24 protein-coding genes are annotated in these 21,372 nt (G+C 66.6%); 3 read left to right on the top strand and 21 right to left on the bottom strand.

The window, feature by feature from the left end:
• Positions 1 to 66: 66 nt before the first annotated feature.
• From Q368_RS0114640 to Q368_RS0114680, 9 genes are all read right to left on the bottom strand, one after another.
• Complete coding sequence (locus Q368_RS0114640; RefSeq protein WP_245611358.1) at positions 67 to 1,341, bottom strand: YihY/virulence factor BrkB family protein; 1,275 nt, start codon at positions 1,339 to 1,341, stop codon at positions 67 to 69.
• Between the two features lie 124 nt (positions 1,342 to 1,465).
• The gene (locus Q368_RS0114645; RefSeq protein WP_029459802.1) at positions 1,466 to 1,726 is read right to left on the bottom strand and encodes a hypothetical protein; all 261 of its coding nucleotides are present in this window, start codon (positions 1,724 to 1,726) and stop codon (positions 1,466 to 1,468) included.
• A 242-nt stretch (positions 1,727 to 1,968) separates the two neighbouring features.
• The gene (gene tsaA, locus Q368_RS0114650) at positions 1,969 to 2,373 is read right to left on the bottom strand and encodes a tRNA (N6-threonylcarbamoyladenosine(37)-N6)-methyltransferase TrmO (protein WP_029459803.1); all 405 of its coding nucleotides are present in this window, start codon (positions 2,371 to 2,373) and stop codon (positions 1,969 to 1,971) included.
• 15 nt (positions 2,374 to 2,388) lie between these two features.
• Positions 2,389 to 3,252, bottom strand: a complete 864-nt coding sequence (locus Q368_RS0114655; RefSeq protein WP_029459804.1) for a DMT family transporter — start codon at positions 3,250 to 3,252, stop codon at positions 2,389 to 2,391.
• A gap of 6 nt (positions 3,253 to 3,258) precedes the next feature.
• Positions 3,259 to 4,221, bottom strand: a complete 963-nt coding sequence (gene thiL / locus Q368_RS0114660; protein ID WP_029459805.1) for a thiamine-phosphate kinase — start codon at positions 4,219 to 4,221, stop codon at positions 3,259 to 3,261.
• Positions 4,222 to 4,493: 272 nt separating this feature from the next.
• Entirely contained in the window at positions 4,494 to 5,516 is a 1,023-nt protein-coding gene (locus tag Q368_RS0114665; RefSeq protein ID WP_245611359.1) for a divergent polysaccharide deacetylase family protein, read from the bottom strand.
• Positions 5,517 to 5,667: 151 nt separating this feature from the next.
• A complete protein-coding gene (locus Q368_RS0114670; protein ID WP_029459807.1) occupies positions 5,668 to 6,954 on the bottom strand; it encodes a S41 family peptidase in 1,287 nt (428 codons plus the stop codon).
• Positions 6,955 to 7,027: 73 nt separating this feature from the next.
• Complete coding sequence (locus Q368_RS0114675) at positions 7,028 to 7,831, bottom strand: murein hydrolase activator EnvC family protein (protein ID WP_245611360.1); 804 nt, start codon at positions 7,829 to 7,831, stop codon at positions 7,028 to 7,030.
• Positions 7,828 to 8,478, bottom strand: coding sequence for an endonuclease III domain-containing protein (locus tag Q368_RS0114680; RefSeq protein ID WP_029459809.1), 651 nt, complete (start codon positions 8,476 to 8,478; stop codon positions 7,828 to 7,830). Before Q368_RS0114680 ends, Q368_RS0114675 begins: the two co-directional genes overlap by 4 nt.
• A gap of 114 nt (positions 8,479 to 8,592) precedes the next feature.
• Between Q368_RS0114680 and cutA the strand changes: the two genes are divergently transcribed.
• Positions 8,593 to 8,928 carry a divalent-cation tolerance protein CutA gene (cutA, locus tag Q368_RS0114685; protein ID WP_029459810.1) on the top strand — a complete coding sequence of 112 codons (336 nt, stop codon included), beginning with the start codon at positions 8,593 to 8,595 and terminating at the stop codon, positions 8,926 to 8,928.
• Between the two features lie 11 nt (positions 8,929 to 8,939).
• Positions 8,940 to 9,872, top strand: a complete 933-nt coding sequence (locus Q368_RS0114690; protein WP_029459811.1) for a carbohydrate kinase family protein — start codon at positions 8,940 to 8,942, stop codon at positions 9,870 to 9,872.
• Between the two features lie 143 nt (positions 9,873 to 10,015).
• Here the strand turns inward: Q368_RS0114690 and Q368_RS0114695 are convergent, their stop codons facing one another.
• Positions 10,016 to 10,276 carry a hypothetical protein gene (locus tag Q368_RS0114695; RefSeq protein WP_029459812.1) on the bottom strand — a complete coding sequence of 87 codons (261 nt, stop codon included), beginning with the start codon at positions 10,274 to 10,276 and terminating at the stop codon, positions 10,016 to 10,018.
• A gap of 86 nt (positions 10,277 to 10,362) precedes the next feature.
• Between Q368_RS0114695 and Q368_RS0114700 the strand changes: the two genes are divergently transcribed.
• Positions 10,363 to 10,695 carry a tRNA-binding protein gene (locus Q368_RS0114700; RefSeq protein ID WP_029459813.1) on the top strand — a complete coding sequence of 111 codons (333 nt, stop codon included), beginning with the start codon at positions 10,363 to 10,365 and terminating at the stop codon, positions 10,693 to 10,695.
• A gap of 6 nt (positions 10,696 to 10,701) precedes the next feature.
• Here the strand turns inward: Q368_RS0114700 and Q368_RS0114705 are convergent, their stop codons facing one another.
• The 11 genes from Q368_RS0114705 to Q368_RS0114760 all read right to left on the bottom strand — a co-directional run bounded on the left by Q368_RS0114705 (position 10,702) and on the right by Q368_RS0114760 (position 21,364).
• A complete protein-coding gene (locus Q368_RS0114705; protein ID WP_052360185.1) occupies positions 10,702 to 11,328 on the bottom strand; it encodes an adenylyl-sulfate kinase in 627 nt (208 codons plus the stop codon).
• Positions 11,325 to 12,446, bottom strand: a complete 1,122-nt coding sequence (locus Q368_RS0114710; RefSeq protein WP_029459815.1) for a phosphotransferase family protein — start codon at positions 12,444 to 12,446, stop codon at positions 11,325 to 11,327. The genes Q368_RS0114705 and Q368_RS0114710 overlap by 4 nt, the downstream gene beginning before the upstream one ends.
• Before the next feature lie 242 nt (positions 12,447 to 12,688).
• On the bottom strand, positions 12,689 to 13,576 hold the full coding sequence (locus Q368_RS0114715) for a UshA-like (seleno)protein family 2 (RefSeq protein ID WP_420705148.1): 888 nt from the start codon (positions 13,574 to 13,576) through the stop codon (positions 12,689 to 12,691).
• A gap of 39 nt (positions 13,577 to 13,615) precedes the next feature.
• Positions 13,616 to 14,482, bottom strand: coding sequence for a UshA-like (seleno)protein family 2 (locus Q368_RS0114725; RefSeq protein WP_029459817.1), 867 nt, complete (start codon positions 14,480 to 14,482; stop codon positions 13,616 to 13,618).
• A 7-nt stretch (positions 14,483 to 14,489) separates the two neighbouring features.
• Entirely contained in the window at positions 14,490 to 14,765 is a 276-nt protein-coding gene (locus tag Q368_RS0114730) for an HU family DNA-binding protein (protein WP_029459818.1), read from the bottom strand.
• Between the two features lie 111 nt (positions 14,766 to 14,876).
• Positions 14,877 to 15,707 carry a MinD/ParA family protein gene (locus tag Q368_RS0114735; RefSeq protein ID WP_029459819.1) on the bottom strand — a complete coding sequence of 277 codons (831 nt, stop codon included), beginning with the start codon at positions 15,705 to 15,707 and terminating at the stop codon, positions 14,877 to 14,879.
• A gap of 8 nt (positions 15,708 to 15,715) precedes the next feature.
• Entirely contained in the window at positions 15,716 to 16,579 is an 864-nt protein-coding gene (locus tag Q368_RS0114740; protein WP_029459820.1) for a GGDEF domain-containing protein, read from the bottom strand.
• A protein-coding gene (prfB, locus tag Q368_RS0114745) for a peptide chain release factor 2 (protein ID WP_156955751.1) occupies positions 16,569 to 17,676 on the bottom strand; the annotation gives its coding sequence in 2 pieces (ribosomal slippage) (positions 16,569 to 17,600 and positions 17,602 to 17,676; 1,107 coding nt in all). Before prfB ends, Q368_RS0114740 begins: the two co-directional genes overlap by 11 nt.
• A gap of 14 nt (positions 17,677 to 17,690) precedes the next feature.
• The gene (gene lnt, locus Q368_RS0114750; protein ID WP_043786081.1) at positions 17,691 to 19,214 is read right to left on the bottom strand and encodes an apolipoprotein N-acyltransferase; all 1,524 of its coding nucleotides are present in this window, start codon (positions 19,212 to 19,214) and stop codon (positions 17,691 to 17,693) included.
• Positions 19,215 to 19,297: 83 nt separating this feature from the next.
• Positions 19,298 to 20,113 (bottom strand): hemolysin family protein, encoded by an 816-nt coding sequence (locus tag Q368_RS0114755; protein ID WP_029459823.1) that lies wholly within the window; start codon positions 20,111 to 20,113, stop codon positions 19,298 to 19,300.
• A 165-nt stretch (positions 20,114 to 20,278) separates the two neighbouring features.
• Positions 20,279 to 21,364 carry a PilZ domain-containing protein gene (locus Q368_RS0114760; protein ID WP_029459824.1) on the bottom strand — a complete coding sequence of 362 codons (1,086 nt, stop codon included), beginning with the start codon at positions 21,362 to 21,364 and terminating at the stop codon, positions 20,279 to 20,281.
• Between the last annotated feature and the right edge of the window lie 8 nt (positions 21,365 to 21,372).

The following is a 21,372-nucleotide window of genomic DNA, read 5'->3' on the forward strand; positions in this document are numbered from 1 at the left end:
TCCTTGCTGGAACGACTCCGGAACGGGCTGTTGCTGTAGCGGAAAAGGCGGCGAAAGGAAAGCGCGTCAGGCCGCGAGCAAGGTTGCTGGCAGTTTTTCCAGCAACGCGCCGTGGCGCGCAAGCAGGTCCTTGAGGGAGCTGCCGTCGCCGCCCGCGGCGAGGTCGTCGCGCAGGGCGGGCAGGATGTCGATGGCGGCGAATGCGGCCGGCAGGGGACTGTCCGCGTCGTCCAGGGCGCGCACGAGTTCGGACACGCGCACGTCCTCGTCCGGCGGCAGGGGCGCAAACCGGGCCGCGTCCGCGCCCTGGCCCTGCGTGGCCAGGCCCGCCCGGGCGAGGTCCGCGACAATGTCCGCCACGGTCGCAACCGGCAGGCCGAGGAAGGCGGCCAAAGCGTCCACGGGCGGCGAGGGGCGGCGCAGCCGGGCGTTTCTGGCCGCGAGCAGGGCCAGGAAAAGCCCCAGAACATGGCGCTGGCCGGGGCTTACTGTCGCGGCGCGGGCATCGCGCACGAAGGCGGCGTAGCCCTGGGCGGTGTGGGCGATCTGCGCGCCGAGCAGCACGATGCCCCAGCTGACGTAGAGCCACAGCAGGAGCAAGGGAATCTGGGCGAAGCTGCCGTAGATGGCGTTGTAGTCTCGGGAGCCGAACTGGAACGTGATGTACGCCCATTGCACGATCTGCCACAGGGAGCCGGCGATGATGCCGCCGATGAGCGCTTTCCCCGGTTTGACGCGCGTGTTGGGCAGGAACTGGTAAAGCATGTAAAACGCGGCCCAGATCGCGAGCACGGGCGTGACCGCGAGCAGGCCCTGGCCCATTTCGCCGAGCAGCGGGATTTGCAGGATGCGCTGCGTCAGGTGCAGGGCGCGCAGCGAGGCCATGGCGCTCACGGCCGCGAACAGCAGCGGCGGGCAGAGCACGATCAGTACGAAATAGTTGGTGAAGCGGGTTTTGAGACCGCGCCTGACCGTCACGCCCCAGGCGGCGTTGACCGCGCCCTCGATGGTGGAAACCAGGGACACGGCCGTGGAGACGAGCAAAATGGCCCCGGTCGCGCCCAGGGTCCGCATGTTGGTGTTCTGGATGTAGGTCAGGATGTGGTCGGCCACGTCCGCGCGTCCGGCGGTAAGGCGCAGCAGCCAGTCGCGCACCTGCGGCGTGTCGTAAAAGCCCAGGCCCTTGGCCAGGGCGAAGGCCACGGCCAGAAAGGGCACGATGGAAAGGACCGTGGCGTAGGACAGGGCCGAGGCCAGCGCGAGGCCCCGGTTGTCGAGAAAAGAGCGCGCCACGTGGAAAAAAGGCCCGAGCCAGGCCGGCAGGGGGCTGCCGTCGGGCACACGTCCCAGACGCGCGGCCGTGGCGACGGCTGCGACAAGGCCCGCTCCCGCCCGGGGGCCCGTGAGCGGAACGTCGTCCCGGCCCGAGGCGTCGCCCGGGCCGGGGAGGGGCTTCGAATATCGTTTAGGCGATGCCGTATCCGCTGATTTTTTTCATGTATTCGTCCACTTCCTTGGCCATGTGGTCGAAGAGCTTGCTGACGCCCTTGTCCGGCTCGGAGCCGATCTTGCTGAAGATGTTGCCGGCCTTGGCGTAGGCTTCGTCAAAGGCGGATTCGTTCAATCCGCACAGCTCCCGGGCCTCTTCCTTGGTCAGGTAGCCGGTGTGGGCGAAATAGGCGCAGATGACGGCATTGACCTTTTTGACGTGTTCCTTCTTGGGCATGCGGGACTCCTTTGATGGGATCGATGGTCGATTGCGGAATTGCTAAAGCATTTGGCCGGCCCTCGGCAACCCTTGGCTTGTAAAAAAATGCACAAATTCCGGGGGCTGCGGCCGCAGCATGATGCCTCTTATTAAATACAGCCGTATTTTCAAGTTGTTACAATTGTGGTGGCCGCTTCGCCGCAACGCGGCGCAAAGCCGCCGGCGCTGGCGCGCGTTTCCGCCGATTGCGCGAACGGCCCTCAGCGCCCGCGGCGATCGGCAAGGGGCTTGATGTCGATGACAGGCGTGCCGTCCACGGCCTCCAGGGCTTCCACCGTGAGGACGTCGCCGTCGATGGCGGCGATGCGCACCTGGTGCAGGCCGATGGGATTGGGCCGGTCCGGCGAGCGGGTGGAGAAAACGCCGGTGAGCGGCCGGTTCCTGTCGCGCCGGGGGTGGACTTCCTGGCAGTCGCGGTCGGCCAGATGGAACCAGGTGAAGAGCAGGACTTCCTGGCCGGCCTCCAGGGATTTTGCCGCCGTCCGGTAGGCCGGGTCGAGCACGACTTCGGCCCGGGGGGCGTTTTCCGTCTCGAAACGCGGCGCCGTGGCTGGATCGGTCAGGGGCGAGCGCACGACGCCAAGCACGCGCAGGGTCAGGTCCATACGAACGGTCCTCCCTCAGTTTTTTTCCGCTCCGCGGGCGACGGAGCCGAGATAGATGCCGCCAAGGGCCAGGGCCACGCCCGCCAGTTCCACGGGGCCGGTGGCCTTGCCGAAAAAGAGCACGTCCCACAGATACGACAAAGTCGGCTGCAAAAGCAAAACAAGCCCGGCCAGCGCCGGCCGCACCCCGGCGAGTCCCATGGAAATGGCCAGCCAGCCTACGGCCTGGCCCACGACGCCAAGCCCGAGAAGCGCCAGCCAGCTTTGCGCCGTGGGCAGGGCGAAGGACGCGCCCACTCCCACGACGACCGGCACGAGCAGGGCCGCGCCGGCCAGGGACAGCACGGCCATGGCGGCCATGGGCCCGGCCCGGCCGTTGTCGGTGACGGCTTTTTTGAGCGTCATGATGAACAGGGCGTAAAAAACCGAAGTGGCGAGGCCGTAGCCGATGCCCAGGCGGAATTCCGGGGGCTGGCCGGCGAAATTGCGCCCGACCACGAGGTAAAGTCCGAAAAGCGCCACGGTCATGGCGGCGAGGAACGTCGGGCGCGGGGCGCGCCGCGCGGCCACGGCAGCCGCGGCCGTGATGAGAAAGACCTGGAAGTTGCCGACAAGCGTGGCCAGCCCCGGCCCGACGTAATTGATGCTCGCGTGCCAGCACAAAAGGTCGCACACGAAAAACACGGCGCAGCCGAGCGCCGGCCAGGACATCGCGCGTTTCGCGGCGTCCAGGTTTTTCGTCGCTCCGAGCAGGACAAGCAGCGTCAGGCCGCCCACGAACAGGCGGTAGAACGCCGACACCGCCGGCGCGACGCCGGCCAGTTTGACGAAGACGGCGGAAAAGCTGATACACGCCGCCCCGAACAGCAAAAGTCCCATGATGCTCTATCCGAAGTGATCGAAGCCGGCCATGTCGAACGGCGCGCCGTTGAGGGTGAAGGCGTTTTTCGGCGAGACCATGCCGATGGCCGCCGCCCCGGGCACGGCGGCGCGCACGGCGGGCCAGCCGGCAGGGGAGACGCAGCCGAGCAGCGCGTAATCCTCGCCGCCGTGGACGGCTTCCTGCTCGGGCTTGCGGCCATGGCCGGCGGCATGGGCCGTGACCTCGGGATGGAGTTGCGTCGGCGGCAGGAACAGGTCCGCCCCGAGCCCCGCAGGCAGCAGGCGCGGCAGGTCCCGGGCCAGACCATCGGAAACGTCCATGCAGGCCGAAACCTCGGGCACGGCGGCGAGGGCCAGCCCTGCGGCCACTTGTGGCACGGGGCGCAGGTGCGCGGCCACGGCGGCGGGAAAGTGCGCAGCCCCCGCGAGGCCTTCCTTTTCCAGTACAGCCAGTCCCACCCGGGCCAGGCCGATGGGGCCGACGACGAACAGCACGTCCCCGGGCGCGGCCGCGCCGCGCCGCAGGAAACGGCCCGTGGGGCCGGCTTCGCCCCACAGGGCGATGCCGATCCCGATCTTGTCGCCCCGGCTCAAATCGCCGCCGACAAGGGGCACAGCGAATTCCCGGGCCAGCGCAGCCATGCCGGCCATGGCCTCTTCCCAATACTCCCGGTCCGCGTCGTCCGGGCTTTCCAGACAGCACGTGAACCCGAGCGGCCGGCAGCCCATGGCGGCCACGTCGCTGATGTTGACGGCCAGGGCCTTGTAGCCGACGTCGGCCGGTGAAAAATAGGCGCGCCGGAAATGCACGTCCTCCAGGAAAAGGTCCGTGGTCACGCAGACCTTGCCCGGCCAGTGGAGAATCGCCGCGTCGTCGCCGCGTGAAAGCTCGATGCCCGCACCTGTGCGCGGAAAATGGCGATCGATCAACGCCAGGAAGTCATCTTCGGATCGCAGTCGTGTCATGGTTGTGTTGTGAGAGGAGGAACCGGGGGAGGGAACCCCTTTTCAAAAAGGGGTTCCCTCCCCCGGCCCCCCACCCTCCCGAAAAACTTTAAAGGGGTATGGGGGAGGCGACGGAGCCACGGTCGGCGATTATCGACGGATCGGGCAAAAAAGCAAAGTGTTTTGCCCTGTGGTGCTACTCCCCAAGACCGGCCCCACCATCGAGGGGGGGCCGGGGGAGCATCCCCCCGGCCGCCGGAGGCCTCTTTCCAACCCTGCTCCCTTATCCGACCCTAAAACTCCGGTCCCAAAGTTCGCAGCGTGACCAGCGCAATGCGCGGGTCGCGTTCCTTGGCCCAGGCTTTGAGGGCTTCGTAGGTTTCGTTGTAGGGGTGGCCGATGGCGATGGCGCGGCCGTGTTTGAGGGCATGGCGTTCGGCGGTTTTGAGCTGGCCGAGGATGGCGCGGGCATTGCGGACGTTGTCGAGGAAGACCGCGCGCCGGTAGAGCGGCACGCCGGCCTTGCGCGCCGCCTCGGGCGCGGCGGAGGCGGCGGAGGTCACCGAATCCATGAAAAAGAGGCCCCGGGCCTTGAGCACGGGCATGACGGCCGCCATGCCGGCCGCGTCGCCGGTGAAGGCCGAACCCATGTGGTTGTTGATGCCAATGGCTTCGGGCACTTCGTCGAGGTTGTCGTTGAGCGTCGCCTGGATGCGGGCCCTGTCCATGTCGGTAAAAAGCGCGCCCGGGCCGGGGTTGACCCGTGGGTAGGAGGAGGGCTGCATGGGCTGGTGCAGGATGACCTCGATGCCGCGCGCGGCGGCCTGGGTGGCGACGGCGCGCGTGCGGGGACGCTGCGGCAGGATGGCCAGGGTCACGGGGACCGGCAGTTCCATGAGGTTGGCGGCCATGGTCGGGTTGTCGCCGATGTCGTCGATGACCACGACCATGCGCGGCCCTTTGCCGATGTCGTTCGGCAGGGGATTGACCGGGCCGGACAGGCGCGGGTCGGCCGTGTCCTGACCTGTGCCGTTTCCGTTGCCGGCCGGCGGCTGGACGAGGCCCCGCATTTCCGAGGGCGGCGTTGCCGGCGGCGGCGCGGATTCCCGGCCGGCAAGGTGTTCTTCGAAGGGCAGGTCGACCTGCTTGGAGGGGCCTTCGGTCAGGCGCGAGGCGGCGTGTTCCGGTGCGGCCGGCTTGGCTTTGGGTTTTGGCGCGGCGTGCTGGCGGACTTCGGCGGTCCGGGCGGCGTTGCCGGCTCTGCTCCAGGGCAGCGGCGGAATCGGGCCGAAGACGACCACCGCCAGTACGGCCAAACTGACCGCCAGGGCCAGACCGGCGACGACCGCGACGATGGGCCTGCCGGGGACGACAATGCGCTTGCCGCCCCCGCCCTTGGCGCGCGCCGAAGACTTACCCGCCCCTTTCTTGGCGGACTGCGTGGAACCTGTCTTCGGCTGGCGTTTTTTAGGGGGTGTAGGTTTTGATGGGGAAATACTTCACCAATTCCAAGGCAAGCTTGAGCTGATTGTCCCGGGCGAGCTGTTCGAGCAGCTTCTGCTTGGGATCGTCGGACTGTTCGGCGGCTTTCTTCCGTTTGTTCTCCAGGTGGCGGGTCAGGTCGCGCTCCCGGAACTGGTGGTTGGCCGCGAGCTTGTCACGATCGGACGCGGTGTCCTGCATGGGGACCATGAAATCGGGCTCGATACCCTCGGCCTGTATGGAGCGGCCGTTGGGGGTGTAGTAGAGCGCCGTGGTCAGCTTGATGCCCGAACCGTCGGAGAGCGGAATGACGGTCTGGACGGAGCCCTTGCCGAAGGTCTTCTCGCCCACGAGCAGGGCGCGTTTGTGGTCCTTGAGCGCGCCCGCCACGATTTCCGAGGCCGAGGCCGAGCCAGCGTTGATGAGCACCACCAGCGGCACGGACACGTCGGAGCCGTCGCCCTTGGCGGTGAACACTTTTTCCTGGTCGGCGTTCTTGCCCTTGATGGACACGATCTGGCCCGAGGGCAGGAACACGTCGGAGACGTTGACCGCCTGTTCGAGCAGGCCGCCGGGGTTGTTGCGCAGGTCGAGGATGACGCCCTTGAGCGGCTTGCCGCTCTTCTTGTAGTCGGAAAGGGCCTGCCTGAGTTCGGTGGTGGTGTTCTCATTGAAGCGCGACAGGCGCACATAGAGGTAACCGGGCTCCACCTCGTTGCTCTTGACGCTGATGATGGGGATGGTGTCGCGCACCACCTTGACCTTGAAGGGCTTCTGCTGGTCCTTGTGAATCAGCGTCAGGGAGACGGGTTTGCCCTTGGGGCCGCGGATCTTCTGCACGGCGTCGACAAGCGTCATGTCCTGGGTCGACTCGCCCTCGATTTCGAGGATTACGTCGCCGGCCTTGATGCCGGCCTTGTCGGCCGGGGTGTCGTCGATGGGAGAAATGACCGTGAGCCGGCCGTTTTCCATGCTGATTTCAATGCCGATGCCGCCGAATTCCCCGGAGGTGCTGACCTGCATCTCCTTGAATTCGTCCTTGGACAGGAAACTCGAATGGGGATCGAGCTGCTGGAGCATGCCGACGATGGCTCCGTCGATGAGTTCGTTGCGGGTGACGGGCTTGACGTAGTGGTTTTCCACCAGGTCCATGACCTGGCTGAAGCGCTTGAGCGGCGCGAACCGGTCCTCGTCGTTCTTGGCGGCCAGGGCGACGGAGCCAAGAGCCAGACACATGATCAGGGAACACGACACCTTGGTCATAAGACGCATACAATTCCTCCATGGCACGCGAAACAACCGCCACAAACGGTATCCGGCCGCGCTCCAGCTCTCGTCAAACGCCCTATCGCCTCTCGGCGAGCCACTCCGCCGGATTAAGAGCTTTTTCCCGAAAACGCAATTCGAAATAGACGCCCGGCGCCTTCGTGATGCCGCAAAGGCCCGAAACGCCAAGCGCCTCCCCGCGGCGCAGGTAGTCGCCCTCGCGCGGCGCGACCTGTCCCAGGCAGCCGTAGACCGTGTGGCGGCGGCCGCCGTGATCAAGGATGACGATGCGCCCAAACCCCCGTAGTGTCCCACAAAAAACCACTTCGCCATCCGCGGCGGCAACCACGGGCGTTCCTTCGGCCACCTTGAGCACTACGCCCTGGCGCGGCGGATTGGCCCCGGGCGCGAACGCCGCGGCCACCCGTCCCGCCGCCGGCCAATCGAGCCCGCTTTGGGGCGCGGCAAAGGCTTCCGGCTCCTCGGGCGAAGCCTCGCGCGTCGCGGGGGCGGACAGGGCGACGTCGGCGCGCGCTTCCGCGCGCTCCCGTTTCGCCTTGGCAGGCGCGTTGTCCCGCGCCGTCGGCGCAGGCCCGTCCCCACCGGCCAGGGCCTCATAGAGCAGCCGCGCCCAGACCTGCCGCCGGTCCGCCTCGGCCCAGTCCTTCTCCGCGCCGTCGGCGCCCACGGCGCGTTCCACCTGCCGCGCCCAAAGGGAAAAAAGCAGCGCGGCCAGCCGGTCCCGCCCGGCTTCGCGCGCGGTGCCCTCCCTGGTCTCCCGGGGCTGGCGCGCCGCCAGGGCGCGCGGCAGCGCCCGGGTTAGCCCCAGGCCCAAGGCGGCGGCCAGGCACAGGCCGCAGGCCACTCCCACGCGTGCCTTCACGGCAGGAACTCCCCAAGGGGGCAGGCCCCGCAACGCGGCCCGCGCGGCCGGCACCAGCCGTTGCCCACACGCACGAACTGGGCGTGCAGTTCATTGAAAAGGGCCGCGTCGGCCGGCAGCGCGTCCATGAAAAGCTCCCGCAATTCGTCGTAGCCGGCTTCCTCCGGGACCAGCCCATGCCGGGCGCAGATGCGCGCGGTGTAGGCGTCCACGACGAAGCTCGGAAATCCCAGGCCGTAGAGCAGGATGCTGTCCGCCGTCTCCGGCCCCACGCCGCGCACGGCGAGAAGCGCCTCCCGCGCGGCGGTCATGTCCCAGTTTCCGAGCGCCTCGATGTCGCCGCCGAGTTCCCGCACGACGAAGTCCAGCAGATTGCGCAGCCGCGCCGCCTTGACCCGGAAATGTCCGGCCGGGCGCAACAGTTCCTCCAGCCGCGCCGTTTCCAGGCCGCAAAGCCCGCGCGCGGAAAACGCGCCGCTGCCCTTGAGGTTGGCCACGGCCCGCGAGGCATTGGCCCAGTTGGTGTTTTGCGCCAGTATCGCGCCCACGGCCATCTCGAAGGGCGTTTCGGCCGGCCACCAGCCGCTCGGCCCCAAAGCCGCGGCCATGGCCTCGTGCATACGCAAAAAAAGTGCTTCCCGTTTCATCCCGCGCGCCGCGCCTCCCCCCGACATCCGCCGGGCGCTGCCCCGGCTTTGCAAAGCCCCCGCCCGTCGTGTAAGCCCATGCCGTTTGCTTGAGACCCTCATCCCGGAGGAGCCATGTCCGCCGTCTTCGCCTACGTCACCGCCGCCTCGACCGAGGAAGCGCAGGCCATCGGCCGCGCCCTCGTGGCGGAACGTCTTGCCGCCTGCGTCAACATCCTGCCCGGCATGCATTCCATATACCACTGGCAAGGCGCGGTGGAAACCGCCGAGGAAACGGTGCTCGTCGCCAAGACCCGCGCGGAACTGGCCGACACCCTTGCCGCCCGGGTCAAGGAACTGCACAGCTACGACGTGCCCTGTGTGGTGATTTTGCCCATCAGCGGCGGCCACCCCCCGTTCCTGCGCTGGATCGAAGACGAAACGGCCCCCGTCACCCCCTCGAACCTTTAAAGGAGACCCCCATGCGCATCCTCGTTACCGGCTCCCTGGCCTATGACCGCATCATGAGCTTTCCCGGCAGCTTCGCCGACCACATCCTGCCGGAAAAAATACATATCCTGAATGTCTGCTTCCTGGTGGAAGGGCTCGAGGAGAAATTCGGCGGCACGGCGGGCAATATCGCCTACTGTCTGAAGCTCCTGGGCGAAAATCCGACCATCGTGGCCACCGCCGGCAAGGACTTCGCCGCCTACGAGGCCTGGCTGCGCCACTGTGGCCTCTCCCTCGAGGGCATCCGCCGCATCGGCGAGGAATTCACCGCCGGGGCCTACATCACCACCGACCGCGCCGACAACCAGATCACCGGCTTCAACCCCGGAGCCATGAAGCACAGCGCACTCTACCCCGTGGACGACGCCGATCCGGCCGACACCCTCGCCATCGTCGCCCCGGGCAACCTCGAGGACATGCAGGACCACATCCGCCGCTACAAGGCCAAGGGCATCCCGGTCATCGTCGATCCCGGCCAGAACATCCCGGCGCTTTCCGGCGAACAACTCACGGAAATGCTCACCGGCGCGGCCTACCTCATCTCCAACGACTACGAGCTGCAACTGATCGAGAATTCCACCAAGCTCTCCCTGGCCGAGATCACGGCCCGCGCCGGCACGGTCATCACCACGCTCGGCGAGAAGGGCTCGGTCATCCGCCAGGGCGCAAGCGAATCCACGATCCCCCCTTGTCCCGTGGCCGAGGTGCAGGACCCCACGGGCGCGGGCGACGCCTTCCGCGCCGGCTTCATCAAAGGCCTCGTCATGGGCAAAACGCCCGTCGAGGCGGCCAAGCTCGGCTCGGTTTCCGCGGCCTACGCCGTGGAAAAACACGGCACCCAGGAACACCACTTCACCTGGGACGCCTTCGCCGCCCGCTACGCTTCGGCGTTCGGGGAGATGTAGAGAGTAAGAAGAGAAGATGCCTCCGGCGGCCGGGGGGGATCATCCCCCCCGGACCCCCTGGATGGGGGAGCGGTAAGCGGGTGACGGGCGGTCGGCGGGTGGTGCGTCACGGGTGCCAGCGGCGAAGCGCCGCAAGGAAAGTGTCAGCGCGCCTTGGATGCGTAAAGGGCGGCGACGCGGGCGGCGAGGGTGCTGGGCGTGAGGCTCTTGGAAGGGGGCGCGGATTGGGAAGAAGGCGGGAATGTCGCGTTGGAGGCAAGGGGCGGCGGAGCGGTCGCGAGCGTGAAAGGTGAGGCGAAACGATGCCCGCAGACCGGGCAGGCCATGAGCATGCCACCGATATTGCCTGGAAAACGAAGCGCCTGACCGCAGCCGGGGCAGGTGCGCACGGGTCCCTCGCTCATCGCGCCTCCGATGATTCCTTTGATGCAAAAGAAGTACCCGCAACCACCCGATCGGTTACATGAAGGATCGGAGAGGAAGGGCGGATATGGAACCCATTGCTTTCGATGATTTTATGAAGGTGGACATGCGCGTGGGCCGCATCCTGGCCGCCGAGCCGCTGCCCAAAGCCCGCGTGCCGGCCTACAAGCTCTCCATCGATTTCGGCGAACTCGGCGTCAAAAAATCGAGCGCCCGCGTCACCGATTTGTACACGGCCGAGAACCTGCCCGGCCGGTGCGTCATCGCCGTGGTCAATTTCGAGCCCAAGCGCATCGCCGGTTTTCTCTCCGAAGTGCTCGTGCTGGGGCTTGCCGGCGAAGGCGGGGTGGTGCTTCTTGAACCCGAACGCGAGGTCGCCCCGGGCCAGCGCGTTTTCTGACGGGCGTCAGGCCGGTTCAGGGGCATCGCCCGGCGCGGGCAGGTCCAGGCGCGGGGCGAGCGTTTCCGGCAACCAGACGCGCAGGAAGGAAAGCACCGCGTCGCGGCAGCCCTCGATGGAAAGATGCTCGGCGTCCACCACGCATTCCGCCCCCGGATCCTCCTCGAAGGGCACGTCCACGCCGATCACCTGCCCGAGGCCCGGAAACTCCCGGCCTGTGGTCTTGCGCAGCATGGCCTTGGCGTAAAGCCCGGCCATGACAAGCCCCTCGGGCCGGGCCGACTCGCGGGCCATGGCCGTGGCCAGGGAGCAGCGCACGTGGATTTCCGCGAAACGCGGCGAGAGCGAACGGGCGTAGTCCCGCATGGCGCGCCTGGGGGCCGAGCCGTCCATGAGCACGAGGTCGTAGGCGTCGCCGGATGCGATGTCCGCCGCCTCCTGGGCAAAACGCCGATAGGCCTCGTCGCGTTCCTTGTCCGAATACGTGGGCTTGGGGAAATATACCTTGCGCCGGGCGTCGAGCTCCAGACGTAGCGCCCGCAGACCGCTCAGGGCGAGGGTTTTCTCCACCGCCCTGGCCGTCGCGCTCTTGCCCGAACCCGGAAGCCCCGTGAACCAGACGACGCCGGTCATGGTTCGCGCAGGTAGCGGTTGAAGTCCTGGCAGTCGAAGCGTTCGTCCTCCAGCACGTTGACGAGAAAGCGTAACAGCGCCCGCCGCACCTCCGGCGGATGGCCCGGGTACCATTGCGGCGAGGCGATGACCAGCCCGCGAAAGACGAAAAACGGCGCGATCACGGAAAAAACCTCGTCATCCCCGCTCTCGCGCAGGTACGTTTCCCAGAAGGTGAGGAACAGCCGCTCGAAATCCCCGGACAGGCGCGGCTCCTTGTAGAGCCCGAAGAGCACGTAGTTGAGGCTCATGGTGGCCACGTCGTCTGCCGGCTCGCCCCATTCGCCCCGGCTGCGGTCGAGAACCGCGAAATCCCTTGTGCCCCCTTGCTCCTGCACGAGCACGTTCCAGGGATGGAAGTCCCCGTGCACTTCGCTTAAGCGGTGGGTGAACCCGCGCAGTTTCCAGCGCCAGTCGATGATGCGCTTTTCCAGGGCGCAAAAGCGCTCGGGCGGGAACAGGTCGTAGGGGTGCGGATAGGCGTCCACGAGCCCGAAAATGCATTCCGACGCGCCGATGAGGTTGCGGATGCGGCGCAGGTACAGGTCCGCATCGTCCTTTTTGGCGGCGTGCACCCGGGCCAGCCAGGAGGCGAAGGCCTTCGCCATGTCCAGGTCGTGCGGTTCGAGGCCCGTCTTCTGGATGCGTTGCAAATCGAGGTAATAGTCGTAGCCCGGGGCTTTTTCGCTGATGATGAAGAATTCCTTGGGCGCGCTGACCGGCACGAGCCGGTCGTCCTGATCGAAATAGCCCAGGGCGATGGGGCGCACATGCTTTTCCATGCGCCCGCCGGCTTCGTACTGGAACATGAGGATGGCCGCCCGGTCCCAGTAGAACTGGTGGCCGTACTTGTCGCCGCGCATGATGGAAAGCACGCCCCGGCGCACTTGTCCGTCCACCTCGAAATCGAGGCACACGGGCTTGCCGTAGCCGAACTCCTTCATGCCCTGGCCGCCGTCGGCCCCCAGGGCGCACACGCCAAGCATCCGCGCGCTCTCGCCGAACGCCTCGCGCAAATACCGCTCCACCGCCTCCGGCCGCACCACGATGGGCGTCTTTTCCTCGGTCCCTTTGCGCATATTGTGGCTCCTCTGCAAGGAAAGAAGCAGATGTGGGGGAGGGAATCCCGGTCCATGCGGCCCGCGGCGATACCCGAAAGGTATTTTCCCTCACGCCCCCTTCTTCCTCAAGAACTTTCAACGGGGGCAGGAGCAGGTTACGCTCTCTTGGAGGAAGGGAGCAAGTCGTTTCGGGGACGACGTATCCGCCGGGGGGGATAATCCCCCCCCGGCGGGGCGTGGGGCAGCGCCCATATCTGAACTTATTGTTGCACCATCTTTTCGACGGTGGGGTCGGCGGGGTAGCGGTCATCGAGGCTGATGACGTCGGTCTTGAAGTTTTGTCCGGGTTTCCAGGTGAAATCCGGCTCGCCGGGCAGCGCGGCGATGTCCAGGCGGTTTATCGTCTTGCCTTTGATGTAGGTGCGCGAGAGGAGCGTTCTGTCGTCTGCCGAGAGACGGCTGGAGGTGCCGGCGTTGGGGCCGCTGCCGAGCAGGATGTCCACCGCGCCGGGGTGCTTGTCGAGGAAGGTCTGTTCTGCGGAAAGGCCCAGGCCGCTTATGCCGATGACGACGTCGGCCTTGCCCCGCAGGTCGTGGGCCGCCTTTGCCGCCGCGTCGAGGACCGTTTCGGGCACGGGCTTTTTGATATCGGGCGAAGTCGGGAAGAAGACGAGGCCGTAGGTGGTCCCGCCTTTGTCGAGCAGCTGCGTTTGCGGCGCGTCGCCGAGCACGGTGAAGCGGGCGGGCAGGGGTGCGCCGGCATTTTTGAGATACGCGGCCTCGTTCGGATTGAGGGCTCCGGCGTCGTAGCCCATGGCATCGAACGCCTTGACGATGCCGGGCAGGGCCTTGGGATCGGGTTTGGCTTCCGGGCCGTCGGGCAGGATTTCGAAGGGGCAGGCGAGGAGCAGCATGTGGTCCGCGACCGCGGGCGCGGCGCGTTCGGTCTTGATGAAGGCGGCCCTCCGGGCCAGCCCGCCGATGAGCTTGCCGCCTCAGGAGGGGCACGGCGCGATGTTGCCGTAGGTGTTGCCGGTGAAAAAGAGGACGGCGGCCGGCTGCGCGGCCGTGGCGGAGGAAACGGCGAAGGCCAGAGCCAGGACCGCCGCGAAGACGGCGGCCAGGGCGCGTGAAAAGCATCTGGTCACGGTAAGGGCCTCATGAAAACGGGTGTGCGGGGCGGCACGCTAGAAGAGGGCTTCGATGGTCGCGTCCTGGGGGAAGGCTTCGTCCAGGGCCTGGACTTTGGCCGTGAAGTTCTCGCCGATTTTCCAGGTGAAACCACTCACGCCGGGCAAAGCGAGCAGGTCCAGGCGGTTGATGGTCTTGCCCTTGATGTAGGCGCGCGTCCACAGGGTCTTGCCGTCCTTGGAGGTGCGCGAAGGGAAGCCCGAGCCGCCGCCGCTGCCAAGCAGCACGTCCACCGCGCCGGCGCGGCTGTTGATGAAGGCTTCCTCGTCGAGGGCCCCCCAGGGGCTGACGCCGACGACCAGGGCGACCTTGCCGCGCAGTTCGGACGCGGCCTTGGCCGTGGCGTCCATGAGCTTGTCCGGCACCGGGGCGCTGATGTCCTTGGGCATGGGGAAGAGCACGATGCCCACGGCCTTGCCGCCGATGTTGAGGATCTTGGTGGACGGTGCGTCGTCGAGGACCGTCGCGCCCTTGGGCGTGGCGGCCTTGTTGTCCGCCAGGACCTTCACCTCGGCCGGGGTCAGGACGAAGACGTCGTAGCCCAGGCGCTCGTGGGCCTTGGCCACGGCCGGCAGCTTGGCCGGTTCCGGCGGCGCGGCGGAGACTTCGGGCAGGAATTCCCACGCGCCGGCGACGGTCAGCGTCTTGCCGGCGGTGGGGGCCTTTTCGCGCAGGTCCTTGAGGAAGGTGGCGCGGCGGGCGAGGCCGCCGAGTTTTTGCGGGCCGCAGGTGGGACAGGGATCGAAATAGCCGTAGGTGTTGCCGGCGAAGGCGATGGTCAGGACCGGATCGGCGGCGAAAGCCGGGGCTGCGGCCATGACCAGGGCGGCCAGGACTCCGAGGAAAAGGCGCTGTATGGACATGTCGGATTTATTTGTTGAGGTATTCCTTCAGCTCCTTGCCGGGGCGGAAGAAGGGGAGTTTTTTGGGCGCCACGGAAACGACGTCGCCGGACTTGGGGTTGCGGCCGGTGTAGCCCTTGTAGCCTTTGATCTTGAAGCTGCCGAAACCCCGGATTTCCACCCGGTCTTCGTTGATCAGGGCCTGCTTGACCGAATCGACGAAGGCGTTGACGATATCGGCGGCCTCGTCGATATGCAGGTCCTTGGTTTCGGCCAGGGTTTTGATGAGTTCGCTTTTGTTCATCGCGTGGTCCTCGGGCTGTTGACGGTTGGCCGGAGCCGCCGGAAGACGGCGGACAAGCAATCGTCCATCTATTTCATACTATTGCCGAATCAAAGCCATCCCCGTCAAGGGTTACTTGCGCGGCTGGGGAATTTTCCCGAGCACGGGCATGTTGCGCAGGGCCTCCTGGCGACTCTGGCGGATGCGGTGGAGCTTGACGGCCACGTTCAGGATGTCCTGGGCGGCCGGGCTGCGCGGGGCGTGGCGCATGAGCGGGATCTGGCGGCGCACGGCGTCGGGCAGGGCCGGGTCGCTGCGCACGCCGCCGAGCAGCTCCGGGGCGAAACCCAGGAAATGCTGGCAGGCAGCGGACAGCCGGCCGTAGGTCGCCTTGGTGTCGGCCGGGGATTCGACCTGGTTGACCAGGATGTGGAAGTCGGTGATCCCGTACTGCGTGTGCAGGACCTTGATGACGGCATAGGTGTCCGTCAGCGACGTGGGTTCGGGAGTGACGACCAGCACGCGCACATGGCTCATGACGGCCACGGAAAGGACGGTCTGGGAGATGCCCGCGCCGAGGTCGAGCATGAGGTAATCGTAGTCGGCGAAGGAGGCGTTGAGCTTCTGGAAGAGGATTTCGCGCATGTCGTCGTCCATTTCCAGGAGTTCGGGCACGCCGCTGGCTGCGGGCAGGAAATCGAAGCCGCCCGGCTCCACGGGCACCACGACTTCGGCGGCCGTGATTTCCGGCCGGAAGAGGTCCTGGAGGTTTTTTTCCGGCGACAGGCCGAGCAGGACATCCACATTGGCCAGGCCCACGTCGAAATCCATGAGCAGGGCGCGGTGGCCGGCGCGGAAGAGGGCGTAGCTGAGGTTGAGCGCCAGGTTCGACTTCCCCACGCCGCCCTTGCCGCTTAGGATGGCTACGGACAGGGACGTATTGGGATTGATGGCTTGGGACATACGCCGTCTTATCCTTTGGTTAGGCCCGTGAAAAGAAACCGTTTCTCATCGGCGCGCACGAGCGTTTTCTCCGGCGGCCCGGTCAGGTCGGCAATCGGCGCGGTCACGACCCTGTCCTTGCCGGCGGCCTTGGCCTGGTACAGGGCCGCATCGGCCATGGCGTAGAGCTTTTCCGGCGTGGTGGCCATCTTGCCCTTGGTGATGGCCAGTCCCGCCGAGATGGTGACGCGCAGGGGGGAGTCCACGCCGTCGCACACGATCTTGAGCGAGCGCGCCGCCTCCACGATGCGGCCGATGACCATTTCGGCCCGCACGAGGCCGAGCCCGGGCAGGATGAGCGCGAATTCCTCGCCGCCCACCCGGGCGGCGGTGTCGTAGGAGCGCTTTTCCGCCAACAGCAGCGAACCGATGGTCTCGAGCACCCTGTCGCCGCAGGGATGGCCGTAGGAGTCGTTGACGGCCTTGAAGTCGTCGAGGTCAAAAATCACCAGGGCCAGGGACTGGCCGGCCCTGGCGGAGCGGATGAGTTCGGCGGAGAGGATGCGGTCGAACGCGCCGCGGTTGTAGAGCTTGGTCAGCGGATCGTGCTCGGACAGGAAGACCAGTTCCTGCACGGTGGCCTGGATACGGGCCAGGAAGGGCAGGGGATCGGCCGCAAGGGGCAGGGCCAGCCAGTCGCGCAGGTCCTTGCGGTGGCAAAGCGACTCCCAGCCGGCCAGATCGAGCCCAGAACAAAGGCGCATGATGACCATGCCGTCGCCCTGGGTGGCGCAGGCGGGCTTTTCCACCTCGGCCAGCATGCGCCTGAGCGTCTCCAGCTCGGAGAGCAGCTGTTCCTGGATCGCGTCCAGGCCGGGGGGATCAGGATGCATTGCCGCCCCGCAGCAGGAAGCCGCGTATGAACTTGTCCAGCTCGCCGTCGAGCACCGCCTCCACATCCCCCACTTCGACGCTCGTGCGGTGGTCCTTGACCAGTCGGTAGGGCTGCATGGTGTAGGTCCTTATCTGGGAACCGAAGCCGATGGCGTTTTTCGCGTCGTAGCTTTCCTGTTTCTCGGCTTGGAGCTTCTTGAGCTCCAGGTCGTAAAGCCTGGCCTTGAGCACCTTCATGGCCGTTTCGCGGTTGCGGTGCTGCGATTTCTCGTTTTGGCACTGCACCACGATGTTGGTCGGCAGGTGGGTGATACGGATGGCCGAGGAGGTCTTGTTGACGTGCTGGCCGCCCGGGCCCGAGGCGCGGAAGACGTCCACGCGCAGGTCCTCTTCCTTGACGTCGATGTCGATATCCACGCCGGCGTCGGGATAGACGTCGACCGAAGCGAACGAGGTGTGGCGGCGTCCCGAGGAATCGAAGGGCGACATGCGGATCAGGCGGTGGATGCCCTTTTCCGCGGCGAGCAGGCCGTAGGCGTAGGGTCCGGAGATCTGCAGGGTGACGCTTTTGACGCCGGCCTCGTCGCCGGGGAGGAAGTCGAGCTCCTTGACGTCGAAATGCTTGCGCTCGGCCCAGCGGCGGTACATGCGCAGGAGCATCTCGGCCCAGTCCTGGGCCTCGGTGCCGCCAGCGCCGGGGTGGATCTCCAGGATGGCGTCGGCGTTGTCCTCGGGGCAAAAAAAGGCCGCGAGCTCGGCGTCGGCCAGGTTGCCGTCCAGGGCCTCGATCTGCTCGGCCAGGGCGTCGAGCACTTCGGCGCTGCCGTCTTCCTTGGCCATGGTCAGCCATTCGTCAAGGTCGGCGCGGGCGGCGTAGAGCTTTTCCCCGCTTTCGACCTTGGCGGTGAGCGCGCTTTTTTCGCGCAGGACCGGGGTCAGGCGTTCGGGCGCGTCCCAGGCTCCTGGCTTGGACAGTTCGGCCTCGATTTCGGCCAGGCGTTTACGGCTTTGCTCCAGGTCAAAGACGCCTCCAGAATTCGTCGAATTTGGTGAGAAGCTCGGCGCCTATCGTGCGCAGTTCCGCGTATTGCAGCATGGATCGTCACTCGCTTAAAGGGTTGTGCCGCGACGGGAGGGGCTGTCGCGGCGTTCGGGCAAGAGGACGCAGGCCAGGCAGAAAAGGAGGGTAAGGCCCGGCACCGCCCAGTTGAGCAGCGTAAAGAGTCGGTGGAACCAGGTCGTCTCCGATACGACGGGCACCTCCGGACATGGCAGGGTCAAGGTGGTGAAAAGCCCGCCCTGGGCCATGATGTGGCCCCGGGGATCGATCACGGCGGAAATGCCCGAGTTGGTGCCCCGGATGATGGCCCGCCCCTGCTCGACGGCCCGCAGTAGGGCCAGATCGAGATGCTGGCGCGGGGCGGCGGAATCGCCGAACCAGGAGTCATTGGTGATGTTGACCAGGATGTTCGCCCCGGCCTCCACGCGCTGTTGCGCCAATTCCGGAAAGATCGCTTCATAACAGATGAGCATGCCCAGGGCAAGGCGGCCGGACGTGAGCGGTTTTTCCGCCTTGCCCGGCCGGAAGTCGCCCACGCCCTCCACGAGCTTGTGGATAAACGGCAGGTACGCGCCCAGGGGCACGTATTCGCCGAAGGGGACGAGGTGTTCCTTGTCGTAGTAGCTTTCCTGCCCGGAAGGCGTCAGCAGGTAGGTGCGGTTGAAGAGCACGTGCCCGCCGAGGGTGCGCTCGTAGGCCGGCGCGCCGAAGACCAGGGGCGTGCCCGAGGCGGCCGCGAAGTCGATCAGCTGTTGCGCCAGGGGACCGTGGTCCTGGTAGTAAAAGGGCATGGTGGTCTCGGGCCAGACCAGGAGGTCGGTGGGGGCGTCGCGAATGGCCTGGGTCGAAAGGGCGACGTATTTTTCCACGGTTTCACGCTGGGACTGCGGGTCCCATTTGCGGCTCTGGTCCACGTTGCCCTGGACGATGGTGGCGTGGATGGAGGCGTCGCGGGCGACGGGCTGTCCGGCGCGGTTGTTGCCGACGAAGAAAAGGGCCGCGAGCAGGGCCACGCCGAGGATGCCCTGGCGCGACAGGGGGCCGCAGACGGCCGGCCAGGCGACAAGGGCGGCCAGGAGGCCGGAAAGGCCGTACGCCCCGATGAAGGCCGCGCCCTGGATGACCGCCGGCCAGGGCGCGAAGGCCGCGGCCAGGGTGAGCCAGGGAAAGCCCGTGAAAAACACGCCCCGCGCCATTTCCATGCTGGTCCAGGCCAGGGCGCAAAAGGGGCCGAAAAGCCAGGGGGACAGCCGCCTGGCCCCAAGGCGCAGGACCAGGGCCAGGGCCATGGTGAAGAGCCCGAGCACGAAACCCATGAGCACGGGCGCGGGCGCGGCGAGCACCCAGGGCAGGTTGCCGTAATCATGGATGGGCAGCGCCACCCAGTAGAGGCTCAGGCAGGCGGAGAGCGCGCCGATCCAGTAGCCGGCCTTGGCAGCCGCCCGAAACGACGGGGCGCTCGCGGCGGCGTAGGCCAGCCCTGCCGGCAGGGCCAGGACAAGCAGGGGCAGGCGGTACAGGGGATTGGCGAATCCGAGCCAGGCCCCGAGCACGGCCAGAAGGGATGCTGTCATCACGGTGGTTTGTCGCGGAGCCTCAGGTTTTGCGGCGGGCGCGGCGGAAGGCATGCCGCCGTGGCCCGGGATTGGTCGCTTCGTTACGCCGCCGGTTCGATGGCGATCCAGCGGATCTGCCGGCGGTCGGCCTCGCGGATGGTGAAGCGGCGGCCTTCCAGGGTGAAGGCGTCGCCCTGGCGCGGCACGCGTCCGGCCAGTTCGGTCAGGAAACCTCCGATGGTTTCCACCTGCTCCGATTCCAGCCCCAGCCCGAGGGAGGCGTTGAGGTCCTCCAGGGGATAACGGCCGGAGACGAGGTAGACGTCCTGGCCGATCTCCTGGATTTCTTCGGGCTTGCTCGGGTCGTGCTCGTCCTCGATTTCGCCGACGATCTCTTCCAGCACGTCCTCCAGGGTGATGAGCCCCGAGGTGCCGCCGTATTCGTCCAGGGCCACGGCCATGTGCTTTTTCTGGCTGCGAAATTCCAGGAGCATCTTCTTGAGGTTGATGGTCTCGGGAATGAAAAGCGGCGCGCGCATGAGGGAGCGCGGATCGGGGTATGCGCCGCAGGCCCCCACGATGTGGGCGAGCAGGTCCTTGGCGTAGACGATGCCGAGGATGTTGTCGCGGTTGCCCTCGTAGATGGGGATGCGGGAATGGCCGTGCGTCTTGATCAGTTCGCAGATGGCCGGAATGCCGTCGTCGGCCTCGGCGCAGACGATGTCCGGGCGCGGCACCATGATGTCGAACACCTGCTTTTTTTCCAGGCGCAGGATGTTGAGCAGCATGGAAGCGTCTTCCGCAATCAGCGAACCGTCGCTGCGGGCCTCCTGGATCAATTCCTCGATGGAGATGTTTTTCTGGCGGAAGAATTTCCCCAGTGCTCCCCAGAACCGACTGTCGGAATCGTCGTCCAACCCGTGCTCCTTCGGTACAGCAAATTGCCGGCGGCCCGGCCTGCGGCGGGCATCATGGCCGGGATGCGTGGCATCTTGTTGACGGTTTGACAAAAACCCGAAAATCCTACCCGAATAGTCCTGCGTCGTCCATGGCCGTCCGTGTCCTCCCTCCGGGAAGGCGCGTCATTCCCCGCGGGAACGGTACATGGCCAGATGCCGCCGGAAGGCCCAGTCGTCAAGGGAGGGCACGCCCGTGGCGGCGGGTTTCCACGACAGGGGGTCGCCCGGCGTGTCCGCGGGCACGCCGAAGCTCAGGATGCGCAGCCCGTATGCCTTTCTGCCCTCGCTGCCCGGATCGCCGTAGGCGTTTTGCAGGCGCAGGGCCAGGAAGAATTCCAGGGGCTGGTCCGCTTCGGGTTCGGCCAGCACCAGGCGCATGAGAAAGCGGCTGGCCGGCTCGAACAGCGCCTTGTTGTGCCCGTGCAGGGCGTCGCCCTCGACGTCCAGGCGCACGCCGCCGCCGGAGATGTTGCGCACCTCGACCGCCGGGGGTTCGAGCCTCGGGTCGAGGCGCAGGAGCGGTTCGCCCCAGGTGGCCGGATTGCCGAAGCGGCCCCGGGTGAGCTTGATGGCGTTTTCGTGCCACAGTTCGAGCTCGAGGATGAAGGTCCGGGGCGGTTCGATGCGCAGGAAGCCGCGCTTTTGTTCGAGCTCCAGGTGCTTGGGCCAGCCCACGGTCATGTGCACGAAGTCGTCGCTGGCCAGGCGCACGGACACGATGGTGGCCACGAAGTTGTAGAAGCTGTGGTAGTCCTTGCGCGGGTCCAGGCGCAGGCGGAAATCGCAGGCCACGAGCTTGCCCGCCCAGCTCGGCGTCGCCCGCACGAGGGAGGTCATCTCGAGCTCGATGCCCCGGGCCGGGTCCACGGAGAGAATGGTGGCGTCGGTGGAACGCGCGCCGGCGTCGTCGCGCACGAAGCTCACCCGCAGCTTGCTGCGTTGGGTGAGCGCCGTGTCGAGCAGCGCCCGAATCTCCCCGGGCCGCACGATCCAGGTGGTGGGCGGCGCGTCCGAGGAACCGATGCGGACCTTGATGAGAAAGCCGGCGGCGATGGCCGCGAACGCCAGGCCGAAGATGCCGACCATGAGGATCAGGGCCTCGGGCGAGGGGTGTCCCGACGTGGTGGAATCGAGCATCCGATTCCACCAGCCCGGATCGAAAAGGCTCCAGAAAGCCGGTATTTCGCCCAGTGCCCCGAAATTACCCATGAATCTTC

Origin of the sequence: Solidesulfovibrio alcoholivorans DSM 5433, assembly GCF_000702665.1 — a bacterium.
Taxonomy (GTDB): domain Bacteria; phylum Desulfobacterota; class Desulfovibrionia; order Desulfovibrionales; family Desulfovibrionaceae; genus Solidesulfovibrio; species Solidesulfovibrio alcoholivorans.

What these genes read in the sequence shown, in the direction of transcription:
- Q368_RS0114725 (WP_029459817.1), bottom strand. Translation starts at nt 14,482, where the DNA reads ATGTCCATACAGCGCCTTTTCCTCGGAGTCCTGGCCGCCCTGGTCATG.
- Q368_RS0114670 (WP_029459807.1), bottom strand. Translation starts at nt 6,954, where the DNA reads ATGCGTCTTATGACCAAGGTGTCGTGTTCCCTGATCATGTGTCTGGCT.
- Q368_RS0114735 (WP_029459819.1), bottom strand. Translation starts at nt 15,707, where the DNA reads ATGTCCCAAGCCATCAATCCCAATACGTCCCTGTCCGTAGCCATCCTA.
- Q368_RS0114645 (WP_029459802.1), bottom strand. Translation starts at nt 1,726, where the DNA reads ATGCCCAAGAAGGAACACGTCAAAAAGGTCAATGCCGTCATCTGCGCC.
- Q368_RS0114730 (WP_029459818.1), bottom strand. Translation starts at nt 14,765, where the DNA reads ATGAACAAAAGCGAACTCATCAAAACCCTGGCCGAAACCAAGGACCTG.
- thiL (WP_029459805.1), bottom strand. Translation starts at nt 4,221, where the DNA reads ATGACACGACTGCGATCCGAAGATGACTTCCTGGCGTTGATCGATCGC.
- Q368_RS0114710 (WP_029459815.1), bottom strand. Translation starts at nt 12,446, where the DNA reads ATGCGCAAAGGGACCGAGGAAAAGACGCCCATCGTGGTGCGGCCGGAG.
- Q368_RS0114705 (WP_052360185.1), bottom strand. Translation starts at nt 11,328, where the DNA reads ATGACCGGCGTCGTCTGGTTCACGGGGCTTCCGGGTTCGGGCAAGAGC.
- Q368_RS0114695 (WP_029459812.1), bottom strand. Translation starts at nt 10,276, where the DNA reads ATGAGCGAGGGACCCGTGCGCACCTGCCCCGGCTGCGGTCAGGCGCTT.
- Q368_RS0114655 (WP_029459804.1), bottom strand. Translation starts at nt 3,252, where the DNA reads ATGGGACTTTTGCTGTTCGGGGCGGCGTGTATCAGCTTTTCCGCCGTC.
- cutA (WP_029459810.1), top strand. Translation starts at nt 8,593, where the DNA reads ATGTCCGCCGTCTTCGCCTACGTCACCGCCGCCTCGACCGAGGAAGCG.
- lnt (WP_043786081.1), bottom strand. Translation starts at nt 19,214, where the DNA reads ATGACAGCATCCCTTCTGGCCGTGCTCGGGGCCTGGCTCGGATTCGCC.
- tsaA (WP_029459803.1), bottom strand. Translation starts at nt 2,373, where the DNA reads ATGGACCTGACCCTGCGCGTGCTTGGCGTCGTGCGCTCGCCCCTGACC.
- Q368_RS0114700 (WP_029459813.1), top strand. Translation starts at nt 10,363, where the DNA reads ATGGAACCCATTGCTTTCGATGATTTTATGAAGGTGGACATGCGCGTG.
- Q368_RS0114680 (WP_029459809.1), bottom strand. Translation starts at nt 8,478, where the DNA reads ATGAAACGGGAAGCACTTTTTTTGCGTATGCACGAGGCCATGGCCGCG.
- Q368_RS0114690 (WP_029459811.1), top strand. Translation starts at nt 8,940, where the DNA reads ATGCGCATCCTCGTTACCGGCTCCCTGGCCTATGACCGCATCATGAGC.
- Q368_RS0114740 (WP_029459820.1), bottom strand. Translation starts at nt 16,579, where the DNA reads ATGCATCCTGATCCCCCCGGCCTGGACGCGATCCAGGAACAGCTGCTC.
- Q368_RS0114760 (WP_029459824.1), bottom strand. Translation starts at nt 21,364, where the DNA reads ATGGGTAATTTCGGGGCACTGGGCGAAATACCGGCTTTCTGGAGCCTT.